This is a genomic window from Curtobacterium sp. MCLR17_044 (assembly GCF_003234435.1).
In the GTDB taxonomy this organism is placed as follows: Bacteria; Actinomycetota; Actinomycetes; order Actinomycetales; family Microbacteriaceae; genus Curtobacterium; species Curtobacterium flaccumfaciens.
On the sequence record NZ_QKTC01000013.1, the window covers coordinates 1 to 12,583 of the forward strand.

Below are 12,583 nucleotides of genomic sequence, written 5' to 3' on the forward strand. Positions count from 1 at the left end.
ACCCGACCCGCCCGACCCGAGGAGCAGCCGATGCCGAACGTCGCCACCCGCCGTCACGTCCGCTGCGTCGGCGACCTGCCCCGGCTGCTCCTCGCGGTCTCGGCACGGACGGTCCTCTGGTCGGTGCTGCTGCTCGCACTGTGGGCGTCGCTCCCCGCGGCGTTCGGGTGGCACGTCACGACGGTCGTCTCCGACTCGATGGCCCCCGGGATCCGCACCGGGGACGTCGTCGCCGCGATGCCCGTCGGACGCGATGACCTCGAGGCCGGACGGGTGCTGCTCGTCGAGGACCCCGACCACCGGGATCGACTCCGTCTGCACCGACTCGAGCGCATCGAACCGGACGGGGGCCTGCGTCTGCGCGGGGACGCGAACCCGACGGCCGACCGCACGGCCGTCGAACCCGCGGCGGTCCTCGGAGTCGGGGTGCTGCGGTTCCCGTGGATCGGGCTGCCGGGCGTCTGGATCCGCGGGGGCGACTGGACGTCCCTGCTGCTGGCCGGCGTCGTCACCGCCGTGCTCGTCGTCGCCGGGCGTGCTGATCGGGACATCGTCGCCGGTCGCCCCTGCCGCACCTGCGGCACGCCGCGCCGTGATCTCCACTCGCCCGTGGTCGCGGAGCCCCGGACGGCGGCCGTCACCGCCCCGACGTCGACCACCGTTCCGGTCGCGGTGTTCACGGCGGCGGCCATCACCCTCACCCTGCTCGCCGGAGCAGGAGCCGGAGCTGGCGCGGGCGCCGGGTTCAGCGGCTCGACCGGGACCGCCTCGGCGCTCTACACCGGCGGCTTCGGGTGCTTCCACCAGCCGGCACCCGGCACGTCACTGGCGTGGGACTTCGCCGAGAAGAACGGTCCGCAGGTCGTCGACTCGAGCGGGTCCGGGGCCGACGGGGCCTTCACGCCCGCCGCTGCCGCCCGGGTCGACGCGGACTGCGCGACGAACCCCTACGCGACGTTCTGGACCGAGGACGGCGCCGAAGGGTGGGCGGTCACGGACACCGCGGTCGACGCGCCGAACACCTTCACGATCGAGACCTGGTTCCGGACCGACGACACCGACGGTGGCCGGGTGTTCGGCTTCGGCTCGGACCGATCGGCGGCGTCGACCTACCGCGACCGGCACCTGTACATCGGCGCCGACGGAGTCCTGCGCTTCGGGGTCGAGGGCTCCGGATCGCAGTTCAAGTTCACCATCGGGTCCACCGCGCCCGTGAACGACGGCGCCTGGCACCACGTGGTGGCCACCTTCGAGGCACGGTCGATGACGCTCTGGGTCGACGGTTCGCTACAGGGCAGCCGATCCGATGCCGTCACGCTGCGGCAGTACCCCGGCCACTGGCGGGCCGGACGGCAGACGCTGTCCGGTTGGCCCGGTGCAGCGGGCTACGCCTTCACCGGTGACGTGGACACCGTCCGGGTGCACGACACCGTCCTCGACGCAACCGAGGTCGCGCAGGCGTTCCAGGCCGGGCGCTGACACCAGACCGTGCCAGGTCGCAGCCCAGCGAAGCCCAGCCCGGCGTGTCGTCAGTGCGTCGCCTGCTCCACCCGGATGCGCGCGAGGATCTCGCTGCGCAGCTGGTCGGGAGCGGTCTCCTTGCAGGCGCGACGGACGGTCTCCATGAGCACGACGCCGACGCGGTGCTCGGTCTGGCAGTCCTCGCACCCGTCCATGTGCTCGCGGATGTCCGCGGCGTCCTCGTGACGGAGCTCGTCGTGCAGGAACTCCTCGAGCTCGGCCTTCGCCTTCGAGCAGTCGCAGCCGCTCATCGTGCGTCCTTCCGTCCGGTGCGACCCGTGGCCGCGGTTGCCTTCGTCGTCTGTGCCGCGCCTCGTCCCCGTCCACGCATCGTCGCCGTCGACGCTGCGTCCGGGACGATGCCGGTCTCACGGGCGTGGTCCGCCAGGAGCCCACGGAGGAGCCGGCGGCCACGGTGGAGGCGGCTCATGACCGTCCCCACGGGGGTCTTCATGATGTCGGCGATCTCCTGGTACGAGAAGCCTTCGACATCGGCGAAGTACACGGCCATCCGGAAGTCCTCCGGGATGGCCTGCAGGGCGTCCTTCACGGCGGAGGACGGCAGGTGGTCGATCGCGTCGGCCTCGGCGGACCGGGCGGAGATCGACTGGGTGACGCTCTCCGCGCCGCCGAGCTGCCAGTCCTCGAGCTCGTCGATCGTGCCCTGGTACGGGTTCCGCTGGTTCTTGCGGTACGTGTTGATGAACGTGTTCGTGAGGATCCGGTACAGCCAGGCCTTCAGGTTGGTGCCCTGCTTGAACTGGCGGAACGCGGCGAAGGCCTTGACGAAGGTCTCCTGCACCAGGTCCGACGCGTCGGCCGGGTTGCGGGTCATCCGCATGGCCGCACCGTAGAGCTGGTCCATGAAGGGCAGGGCCTGGTCCTCGAACAGGGACCGCAGCTCCGCCTCGGAGACGGTCTTCGCGTCCACCGGCTCGTCTGCGGCGTCGTCGAGGGCTTCGTGCTCCTCTTCGACGGCGTCGAGCTGCACCTCGGTCTCGTCGACCAGGTGGTGCGGAGCTGCCTGCGGTTCGTCGGTCGTCATCGCCGCCAAGTCTAGGCCGAGCGTGCCGAGCGTCGTCGGCACCGCGGTCAGCACGGTCGCCGTGCCGGTCCGCTCTCGTGCGAGTGTTGCTGTCGCCACTGATCCTCCCGGTGCGTTCAGTACCCTGGTGAACCGATGGCAGACACGACGCATTCCCACAGCAGGGCCCAGCCCGCCGACCCCTGGATCGCCCCGGTCGCAGGGGGTCCGCTGCGCGGTGACGTCGCGCTGCCCGGGTCGAAGTCGCTGACGAACCGGGAGCTCGTGCTCGCGGCCCTCGCGGACGGCCCCTCGACGATCCGGCTCCCGCTGCACTCCCGTGACTCGGCGCTGATGATCGCGGGCCTCCGTGCGCTCGGCGTCGGCATCGAGGAGCTCGAGCCGGCGGCCGGCACCGCCCCGAACCCCTACGGCCCGGACCTCCGGATCACGCCCGCCCCGATGCACGGCGACGTCCGCCTGGACTGCGGGCTGGCCGGCACCGTGATGCGCTTCCTGCCGCCGCTCGCCGCCCTGGCCGTCGGGCCCGTCACGGTCGACGGCGACCCCTACGCCCGCAAGCGGCCGATGCACGCCATCGTGCAGGGACTGGTGGACCTCGGTGTGGACGTCACGGACGACGGCGGCGGCTCGATGCCGTTCTCGTTCACCGGTACCGGCTCGGTCCGCGGTGGCGCCCTGACGATCGACGCGTCGGCGTCCTCGCAGTTCGTCTCCGGCCTGCTGCTGTCGGCCCCCCGCTTCGACGAGGGCCTGCACCTCACCCACGTCGGCGAGCGCCTGCCGAGCATGCCGCACATCGAGATGACCGTCGCGGCGCTCCGTGCCCGCGGCGTCCGCGTCGACGAGCCGTCGGTCGGCGAGTGGGTCGTGCACCCGGGCCCGATCGGCGCGCGTGACGTCACGATCGAGCCCGACCTGTCCAATGCGGCGCCGTTCGCGGTCGCCGCGCTCGTCGCCGGCGGCACGGTCCGCATCCGCACCTGGCCGACCGAGACGACGCAGGTCGGCGCCGACCTCGAGACGCTCCTGCCCCTGTGGGGGGCGAGCGTGGCCCGTGACGGTGACGACCTGGTCGTCGACGGCGGCGTCGGGATCCGGGGTGGGGCCTCCTTGCCGGGTCTCGAAATCGACCTGAGCCGCGGCGGCGAACTCGCCCCGGCGCTCGTCGCGCTGGCCGCGCTGGCGGAGGGCCCGAGCGAGATCACCGGCATCGGTCACCTGCGGGGGCACGAGACGGACCGCCTGGCAGCGCTGGCAGCGGACCTCAACCGGTCTGGAGGCGCGGTGCACGAACTCGACGACGGCCTGCGGATCGAGCCGGCGCCGCTCCACGGCAGCGCCTGGGGCGCGTACGACGACCACCGGATGGCGACCGCGGGGGCGATCGTGGGCCTCGTCGTCGACGGCGTCGCCGTCGACGACATCGGGTCGACCGCGAAGACGCTGCCGCAGTTCCCGGAGCTGTGGGCCGCGCTCGTGGCGTCCTCGGTGACCGCTGCACCGGTGAGTGGGGACTGACGCATGAGCTGGTGGGACGACGTCGACGGTGACGACTCCGACGCGGACGAGCCGTACGGGCAGTACGACGAGTCGAGCGTGCGGGTGCGCCCCAACCCGAAGGGCAACCGACCGCGCACGAAGACCCGTCCGACGTACGACGACGCCCCGGTCGGCTGGGTGACGAACGTCGACCGCGGGCGGTTCGGCGTGCTGATCGACGACCACGTCATCACCGCGACGAAGGCCCGCGAGCTCGGCAAGAAGTCCGTCGTCACGGGCGACCACGTGTCGCTCGTCGGGGACGTCTCGGGCAACCCCGGGTCGCTCGCGCGCATCGTGAAGGTCGCCGAGCGCACCACCCTGCTGCGACGGAGTGCCGACGACTCCGACGAGGTCGAGCGCGTCATCGTGGCGAACGCCGACCAGATGCTCATCGTGGTGGCCGCCGCCGACCCCGAGCCGCGCACCCGCCTGATCGACCGGTACCTGGTGGCCGCGTTCGACGCCGGCCTCGACCCGATCCTCTGCATCACGAAGACCGACCTCGCCGACCCGGCTGCGTTCCTGGCGCACTTCGCGTGCCTGGATCTGCGGATCGTGACGAGCCGATCGGACGACGTCCCGTTCGAGGCGCTGCACGAGCTCCTGGACGACAAGGTGACCGTGACCGTCGGGCACTCCGGCGTCGGCAAGTCGACGCTGGTGAACGCCCTGACCGGGTCGACGCGGGCGATCGGGGTCGTGAACTCGGTGACCGGTCGGGGGCGGCACACGTCGTCGTCGTCGATCGCGCTGCAGGTCCGTGACGGCGGGTGGATCATCGACACGCCGGGTGTGCGGTCGTTCGGCCTGGGGCACGTCGACCCCGCGAACGTCTTCCGGGCGTTCGCGTCGCACGCCGTGCCGGTGCGGCCCGCGCGGGACGGCATCCCGTTGGCGCAGGCGCACGACTGGGAGATCGTCGACCGGGTGCAGGACGGGGAGCTCGGGCCGACCGGCGTCGAGCGGCTCGACTCGTTCCGGGCGCTGCTGACCGGCATGGGCGCGTCCGACCCCGGTTCCGAGTAGCGCGCCGGGCGGCGGTGCCGGCCGGGCGGCGGCTCGTCGGCGGCTGGTCGGTCGGCGGCTGGTCACGACACCCCGCGGTGTGTGCCTCGAGTGGTCACGAACTGTCGGCTGGAGGTGCGGCACCCGACCGTTCGTGACCACTCGAGCGCTGGCGCGCGGTGAGTCGTGACCACTCCGGTTCCCGCGCCCCTCGCACGGTGCAGACCTCGCACCGTGCGAGGGGCGCTTGAACGGTGCGAGGTCGTGCACTCCGTGCGGGCTCGCGGCCCTCGCACGGAGTGGGCAACCTCGCACCGGACAGTGCCTCGGCACCGGGCCGGCGTCGACAAGCACGCATCGGGGTTGTACAGTTGCGGTCGTGTCTGAAGTTGCAAAGTACAACTTTGCGCCGACCCCCGCTGTCGACGCCCCGTCCCCGAGCACGACGACGACGTCGCACGCGCACCACTCCCCCACCCACAAGTCCCCACGAGCCCCGAAGCCGCAGCGGTCCGACAGCGTCCTGCGCCCCGCCGGCCTCGGTCGCGTGCTGCTGACGTTCGCCTCGCACATCCTCGTGCCGCTGTTCCTGGCCGCCGGCATGGGCCTGGCCTACCTCGGTGCCTTCCACGCCCCGGCCCCGCAGGAACTGCCCGTCGGCATCGTCGGCCAGGGCGCGGCCACCCAGGTGTTCGCCCAGACCGTGACCGACCAGTCCGACGGTGCCCTCGTGGCCCATGTCGTCGCATCGACGAAGGCGGCCGAGCAGCAGGTGCGCGACCGCGACCTCGCCGCCGTGTACGCGCCGACGGCGACGGGTGCCACGCTCTACGTCTCGACCGCCGCGTCGGAGACCACCGCGAGCGCCGCGCAGAAGGTGTTCCTGCCGATCGCCTACGACCAGCACGTGCCGTTCCGGGTCGTCGACGTCGTGCCCACGGGCGACCAGGACACCACCGGCCAGGGGCTGTTCTTCCTGCTCGTGGCCCTGAGCGTCGGCGGGTACGCGTCCGCGATCGCCGTGGCCTCGGTCGCGACGAAGCTCCGTGCCGTGTGGACCGCGGTCATCGGGCTCGCCACCGCCGGGGTCGTCGCCGGCATCGGCGTGATCGTCGCCGGACCGATCTACGGCGTCATCACCACCCACCACTGGCAGGTGTTCCTGTTCGCCTGGCTCTACGACGCGATCATCGTCGCACTCGGCGTCGGGCTGCACCCCGTGCTCGGACGGTGGACCACCCCGATCCTCACGATGCTGTTCGTGATGCTGAACTTCACGTCGTCCGGCGGGATCTTCCAGCCGGCGTTCCAGCCCGGGTTCTTCGCCGCCCTGCACACCTTCTGGAGCGGTGCCGCGTGGCTGCAGGCCGCACAGGACCTGCAGTACTTCCCGGACGCGTCGCTCGGCCGGTCGTCGCTCGTGCTCGCCCTCTGGCTGGCCGCCGCGCTCCTGCTCTGCGTCGTGGTGCACGGGCTCGTCGCCCGCCGGACCCGCATCGCCCGCGAGCGCGAGGTCACCCGGCTCGAGGAAGAAGAGGTCGTCGCCGCGTAGCGACGGTAGGTTGGGCGACGTGGACCTCAGCGCCGACCTGGACTTCGCCCGCTCCCTCGCCGACACCGCCGACGCGATCAGCCTCGAGCGCTTCCGTGCCGCCGACCTGCACGTGACGAAGAAGGCCGACAGCACGCACGTCACCGACGCCGACCAGGCCGTCGAACGGGCCCTGCGCGAGCGGCTCGCCGCCGAGCGACCGGACGACGCGTTCCTCGGCGAGGAGACGACGGCGGACACCGGGGCCGAGGCCGTCAGCGAAGGACACCGCCAGTGGGTGGTCGACCCGATCGACGGCACCGCCAACTACCTGCGCGGCGTGCCGGTGTGGGCGACCCTCATCGCGCTCGCGGTCGACGGCCGTCCGGTGCTCGGCGTCGTCAGTGCTCCCGCCCTCGGCAAGCGCTGGTGGGCGGCCGAGGGTTCCGGCGCGTTCTCGCTGGACGGACCGCTCCGGGTCTCCGGGGTGTCCGAGCTCGCCGACGTGAGCCTGAGCTACAACAGCATCCAGCAGTGGGACGACGACGACCGCCTCGAGCCGCTCGTCGACCTGTCGCGCCGGGTCTGGCGGACCCGGGCCTACGGCGACATGTGGTCGTACATGATGGTGGCCGAGGGCGTCCTCGACGTCGCCGGCGAACCGGACCTGAAGCCGTGGGACATCGCAGCCCTCGTCCCCATCGTCGAAGAGGCCGGCGGCCGCTTCACCTCGCTCGACGGCGATCCCGGGCCGTGGCACGGCAGCGCGCTCGCCTCGAACGGCCTGGTGCACGACGCCGTCGTCGAGGTCATCCGCCGCGACTCCTAGGCACGGTCGGCGGGCAGGTCAGCCCCGCTCGGCGGATCCGGACGCCCCGGTGCGCTCGGCGGACCCCGCAGCCGTGCCAGGGTGCTCGGCGTCACCGCCCGACCGCCGCGCCGCCCGCCGACGCGCCACCAGGTCCGCACCGGCCAGCACGAGCGCCAGCGCCATCAGCGACACCGTGAACGTCGTGCCGCTGCGGAACGCGTCGTGGTACGCGTCAAGACGAGCGCCGGAGCCACCGGAACCCGAGCCCGCCGCCTCGCTCCGCACGATCCCGTAGAAGATGCTCGTCGCGACCGCGGTGCCGATCGCGGTACCGACACGCTGCCCGAGCTGCTGCATCGACCCCGCCACGCCGGACTGCTCGACGGGGATCTCGGCCAGGGTCAGGGTCTGGTTCGGCGACACCACGAACCCGCCACCGAGTCCGCCCACCAGGAACGCGCCCGCCATCGCCCACGGGGTGACCTCCGGCGGGGTGGCGACGGCGGCGACCATGAGCAGCAGGAAGCCGACGACGACCATCCCGAGCCCGGCGACGACCAACGCCCGCCCGACCCGGTCGACGATCCGTCCGCCGATGTACGAGCCGACGGCACTCGTCGCGGCGAAGGGGATGCTCACCATGCCGGCGAACAGGGGCGAGAGCCCGAGGCCCTCCTGCAGGTACAGCGTGACCATGAGGAACGACGCCGGCAGCGCCGCGAAGTAGACCGCCACGATCGACAGCCCGTTGCGGTACGACGACAGCCGGAAGAGCTCGAAGTGCACCACGGGCGACTTGCCCTGCCGCTTGAACCGCTGCTCCCAGAGCACGAACAGCACGAGGAACACCGCGAAGCCGACCAGCCAGAACCAGCGGGTCGCGGAACCACCACCGCCGCTGGTCAGCACGAACGGCAGCATCAGGGTGATGATCGCCGCGCCGAGCAGCAGGATGCCGACGACGTCCAGTTCACGGTCCTGCGCCTTCCCCTGGGCACCCTTCGGCAGCAGGCGGACGGCGAAGAGCAGTGCGGCGATCCCGAGGGGCACGTTCATCCAGAACAGCAGCCGCCAGCCGGACTCCTCGCCGCCGATCGCGATGAGGCCACCGCCGATGGTCGGCCCGAGGGCCGTGGAGATGCCGATCATCGCCCCGAACAGCCCGAACGCGCGGCCTCGCTCCGGTCCGCGGAACAGCTGCTGCACCAGTCCGATGACCTGGGGCATCTGGATCCCGGCGGCGAATCCCTGCAGGATCCGGGTGACGATCAGGACCTCGATGTTCGGTGCGACGGCGCACAGCAGGCTCGATCCGGTGAACGCACTGAGCCCCACGATGAACATGACGCGCCGGCTCTTCAGGTCCCCGAGCCGACCCGCGGGCACCAGGGCGAGGCCGAACGCCAGCGCGTACCCCGCCACGATGAGCTGGAGCGACGAGCTGGTGGCCCCGAGGGACTGCTCGATCGAGGGCAGCCCGACGTTCACCTTGGACAGGTCGAGGATCGTCAGGGCCGCCACCGCGACGCACACGGCGAAGGCGCGCCACCGGGTGCGGTCATCGAGGCGGGCGTCGGTCGGTTCAGCGTTGGACATCCCGTCCTGGCTACACCTGCGACGACGAACGAGGTCCGGACAGAGCTGTACCCCGGTTCCGTCAGGCGGACCCGGATCGGGGTGCAGAGGGCTGGTGCCACACCCCCCCGTGGCCCCCCGTACTGGGGGCACCGTTCTGGACATCTGCGAGCCGGAGTCCGCTCGGCGGGCCGGTACCTGAGTTATCGTGCTCCAGACGGCAGGTCACGTGACGCTCTCGGATTCCCTAGATCCGGACGGCGGAACAGACCGGTCGTGTTCGTCCGAAGACCCTAACCCGAGGGGTGATACAGACGATGACATCATCGTTCCCGAGCGGAACCGAGTGCACCCACACTCGTCGACCGCATCCAATCCACGACAGTTCCGGCGCGCGCTCAGTCGCCGCCGCTCGTCCGCACTCCGCCACGGTCACCCGCCGTGCAGCAGTCCGGTCCGCCTCCGTGCGCCCCGTCGCAGCGACCCCCGTGTTCGCCGACGCCCTCCTCGCAGCATCCGCCTCCGGACCCGGAGGCCGGTGAGTCATGGCACTCACCGGTCGACGTCTCGAGGTCGACCGGATCGCGACCCTCGCAGTGCTCCCACGGGAGTCCGCGATGGTCGTGGTCGGCGACCCTGGTTCCGGACGCAGCAGCGTCCTCGACGCGGTCTCGAACCGCGTTTCCCTCCCCGTCGTCCGGGTCGGTGTCAACGGGAGTGAATCCCGCTGGCCACTGGCCGGGGTGACCTCCCTGTTCACCGCGCTCGACGACCCTCGAGCGACCGCACACATCGCCCACCTGCTGCAGGCCGGCGGGACCGCGGCCGCCGTGACGGCCGGGCTGGCGGCGGCGCACGACTTCCTCGACGCCGTGCACGCCCTGACCCTCCCGCCGACGCTCGTCCTCATCGACGACCTCGACCGGATGGACTCGGAGAGCCAGGAACTCATCGCGTTCCTCGCCGGACGACTCGCGGGCACCGCCCTGCGTGTCGTGGCGACGGTCCGCTCGGTGCCGTCGGACGGGCCGCTCGCGGCCCTGCCGACCCTGCGCATCGAACCGCTGCCCTCGGACGAGGCACTGATCCTCGCCCGGGCCATGGCACCCGCCGAGGCGAACGACGGCGTCCTCGCCGTCCTCGCCGAGGAGACCGGTGGCAACCCCGGCGCGCTCCGCGAACAGCTCGCGGTGCTCACCCGGGAGCAGCTCACCGGCGCGGAGCCGATCGTGCTCCCGCTCCGACCCACTCCGACGACCGAGGCCATCGCGGCACTCGCACTCGGGCCCGCCGCGGGACGCGATCTGGACGTCCTCGCGAAGCTCGCCCTGGTGCCCGTCGCGAAGACCACGGCGTGGGACCGCGATGAGCTGGACGACCTGGTCGGGGCCGGTCTCGCGACCGTCCGCGGCCAGAGCGTCACCGTCCGGCACCCGCTGGTCCGTTCCGCGCTCTACTGGCGGATGCCCGCCCGTGACCGTCGTGCGGCACACGCCGAGCTGGCCACGGCGAGCGCGGAGAGCGACCCGCGGTCGGCCGCGTGGCACCGGAGCTTCGTCGACGACGTCCCCGACGTGGTCGCACTGCTCCAGGCTGCACGGTCGTACGTCGTGGACGGCAACGTGCACGCCGCGATCGCGCTGACCGAGCGTGCCCTGCACATCGGTGGCGGGACCGAGGACGAGCACGTCGCGCTCCTCGGGGTCGCGGAGGCCATGCTCGGCAAGCGCCTCCTCGGCTTCGCTGCGCGGTACCTCGCGGCGCTCCGTCCGTTCCGGACGACGCCGAACGAGGTCCGCCGGCTCCGCCTGCAGTACTCGGCCGAGTACCTCAGCGGTGACGCCGTGCACGCGGACGAGCTGCTCGTCCCCGTCGACGCGACCGACCCGGCCGAGGTGGACGCCGTCGCCGGGCTGATGGCCATGGTGGCCTGCTTCCGTGCCGAGGCGTGGGAGCTCGACCAGGCGAAGGACCTGCTGCACCGGATCGAACCGCTCGAGGGGTCGGCGTCCGCGCACACCCTCGAGATCACGACGACCGCGCGGGAGCTCATCGCCGCCGTGGACGGCGTGCTGCCGCCCGACACCGAACTGCACGACGGGCTCGCGACGTCGGAGCTCGTGGCGATGTCCGACCCGGCCCTGCTGCTCCTCGCCCACGCGCTCAGCATCAGCGAACGCTACCGGAGCGCGCGACGGGTGTTCGCACTCGTGCTCGCCCGGGGGCCGGAGACCGCGGCGGTGTGGACCGAGGCGGCCCGCTACCTGACGTCCGAGAACGAGGTGCGCTCCGGCAACTTCCGGCAGGCGCTCCGCGCGATCGACGTGTGGGAGTCCGGTTCGTCCGTCGCCGAGCGGTTGCGTGAGCCCTCCCGGGCGATCGCCGTCGCGTGGCGGCACTTCGCCGAGGGCCGTTCCGCCGAGGCGCTCGACGTCGTGGACCGATGCCTCGAGCACCGTTCGACGAGTCGGCTCTGGGGTGCGACGGCGAAGCTGCACGCGCTCCGCGGCAAGGTCCTGCTGCTCGACGGTCGACTCGACGAGGCAGCCACCGCGCTCGAGGCCGCCGACGCCATCGGTCGGTCGCTCCGGAACCCCGCGGTGCTCCGGCACCTCGGCGACCTGGTCGAGGCGTACGTGCGCCTCGGAAGGATCGACGACGCGCGGACGATCACGGCTCGCCTGGCGGCGGACCACCACGCCCGTCCGGGGCGCTGGGGTGCCCTGGTGCTGGCGCGGAGCCTCGCGCTCGTCGCCGACGACACCACCCGCGAGCCGGCCCGGCGCCGTGCGCTGGAACTGTTCCAGCCGCACGACTCGCAGTACGAGCGGGCTCGCACGTTCGCGGCGCTGGCCGCCGTCGGCAACCCGGCGGAACGGCCGCGTCTCGGAGCGGCGGCCGCAGCGGCGTACGAGGCGGCCGGCCTGCGTCGACCGCTCGTGACCCCGGCTCCGGCTGCGGCGATGCCGCAGTTCGGCACGGGCTCGTCGTCGATCCGGTCCGCACCGGTGCTCTCGCCGGCGTTCCCCGCGACGCCGCGCAGCGCCCCCGACGCGTCGGCGGTGCTCACGTCACTGACCGCCGAGGAGCGCGCGGTGGTGCAGAAGGTCACCGAGGGCTACCGCAACCGCGAGATCGCCTCGTCGCTGTTCATGTCGCAGCGCACGGTGGAACTGCGGCTCACGCAGATCTACCGCAAGGTCGGCGCGCGATCGCGATCGCACCTGGTCGCGCTCCTCACGTAGGAGACGCACCACAGGACGGACGGGAGGCCCGGTACCAGCTGGTACCGGGCCTCCCGTCCGTCGTCCCTCCACGTCTTCACGCAACCGACCTCGCAGGCTCGGTCGGCGCTGGCGCCGCGCGCCGCTGGCGCGTCGCTCCACGCGAAGCGCGCGCGCTTGCGGGAGTCCGCACGCGACCGCAGCGCGGTGCGCCCCCGCACGCGGGGAACCGCAAGAGCGTCCGACGGGTGTTGCCGTGTGGTCGGCGGCGGGTGAGGCTTCTCCTGCACCGACCGCCGTGCCCCTCCCCCGGGGGCCAGCCCGCG

Annotated in this window: 9 protein-coding genes; 6 read left to right on the forward strand and 3 right to left on the reverse strand. The window is 72.5% G+C overall.

What is annotated here, in order from left to right; all coding sequences use genetic code 11:
• A partial coding sequence (locus DEJ04_RS10625; protein WP_258371354.1) for a LamG-like jellyroll fold domain-containing protein occupies positions 1-1,479 on the forward strand: 1,479 nt, incomplete at its 5' end.
• A 50-nt stretch (positions 1,480-1,529) separates the two neighbouring features.
• On the opposite strand, the gene DEJ04_RS10630 is transcribed toward DEJ04_RS10625, so the two are convergent.
• Complete coding sequence (locus DEJ04_RS10630; RefSeq protein ID WP_027465838.1) at positions 1,530-1,772, reverse strand: zf-HC2 domain-containing protein; 243 nt, start codon at positions 1,770-1,772, stop codon at positions 1,530-1,532.
• Positions 1,769-2,620 carry a sigma-70 family RNA polymerase sigma factor gene (locus tag DEJ04_RS10635; protein ID WP_111024012.1) on the reverse strand — a complete coding sequence of 284 codons (852 nt, stop codon included), beginning with the start codon at positions 2,618-2,620 and terminating at the stop codon, positions 1,769-1,771. Before DEJ04_RS10635 ends, DEJ04_RS10630 begins: the two co-directional genes overlap by 4 nt.
• Positions 2,621-2,701: 81 nt before the next feature.
• Here DEJ04_RS10635 and aroA point away from each other — a divergent pair, with 81 nt between their 5' ends.
• From aroA to DEJ04_RS10655, 4 genes are all read left to right on the forward strand, one after another.
• Positions 2,702-4,087 carry a 3-phosphoshikimate 1-carboxyvinyltransferase gene (aroA, locus tag DEJ04_RS10640; protein ID WP_111047050.1) on the forward strand — a complete coding sequence of 462 codons (1,386 nt, stop codon included), beginning with the start codon at positions 2,702-2,704 and terminating at the stop codon, positions 4,085-4,087.
• 3 nt (positions 4,088-4,090) lie between these two features.
• Positions 4,091-5,137 carry a ribosome small subunit-dependent GTPase A gene (rsgA, locus tag DEJ04_RS10645; RefSeq protein ID WP_111047051.1) on the forward strand — a complete coding sequence of 349 codons (1,047 nt, stop codon included), beginning with the start codon at positions 4,091-4,093 and terminating at the stop codon, positions 5,135-5,137.
• A gap of 358 nt (positions 5,138-5,495) precedes the next feature.
• On the forward strand, positions 5,496-6,668 hold the full coding sequence (locus DEJ04_RS10650) for a hypothetical protein (protein ID WP_146245672.1): 1,173 nt from the start codon (positions 5,496-5,498) through the stop codon (positions 6,666-6,668).
• Positions 6,669-6,687: 19 nt separating this feature from the next.
• On the forward strand, positions 6,688-7,476 hold the full coding sequence (locus DEJ04_RS10655; protein ID WP_084741405.1) for an inositol monophosphatase family protein: 789 nt from the start codon (positions 6,688-6,690) through the stop codon (positions 7,474-7,476).
• Positions 7,477-7,494: 18 nt separating this feature from the next.
• Here the strand turns inward: DEJ04_RS10655 and DEJ04_RS10660 are convergent, their stop codons facing one another.
• Positions 7,495-9,054 (reverse strand): MFS transporter, encoded by a 1,560-nt coding sequence (locus DEJ04_RS10660; protein ID WP_111047052.1) that lies wholly within the window; start codon positions 9,052-9,054, stop codon positions 7,495-7,497.
• A gap of 524 nt (positions 9,055-9,578) precedes the next feature.
• On the opposite strand from DEJ04_RS10660, the gene DEJ04_RS10665 reads away from it, so the two are divergent.
• Positions 9,579-12,278, forward strand: coding sequence for a LuxR family transcriptional regulator (locus DEJ04_RS10665; protein WP_111047053.1), 2,700 nt, complete (start codon positions 9,579-9,581; stop codon positions 12,276-12,278).
• The last annotated feature ends 305 nt before the right edge of the window (positions 12,279-12,583 follow it).

What these genes read in the sequence shown, in the direction of transcription:
- DEJ04_RS10660 (WP_111047052.1), bottom strand. Translation starts at nt 9,054, where the DNA reads ATGTCCAACGCTGAACCGACCGACGCCCGCCTCGATGACCGCACCCGG.
- rsgA (WP_111047051.1), top strand. Translation starts at nt 4,091, where the DNA reads ATGAGCTGGTGGGACGACGTCGACGGTGACGACTCCGACGCGGACGAG.
- DEJ04_RS10630 (WP_027465838.1), bottom strand. Translation starts at nt 1,772, where the DNA reads ATGAGCGGCTGCGACTGCTCGAAGGCGAAGGCCGAGCTCGAGGAGTTC.
- DEJ04_RS10665 (WP_111047053.1), top strand. Translation starts at nt 9,579, where the DNA reads ATGGCACTCACCGGTCGACGTCTCGAGGTCGACCGGATCGCGACCCTC.
- aroA (WP_111047050.1), top strand. Translation starts at nt 2,702, where the DNA reads ATGGCAGACACGACGCATTCCCACAGCAGGGCCCAGCCCGCCGACCCC.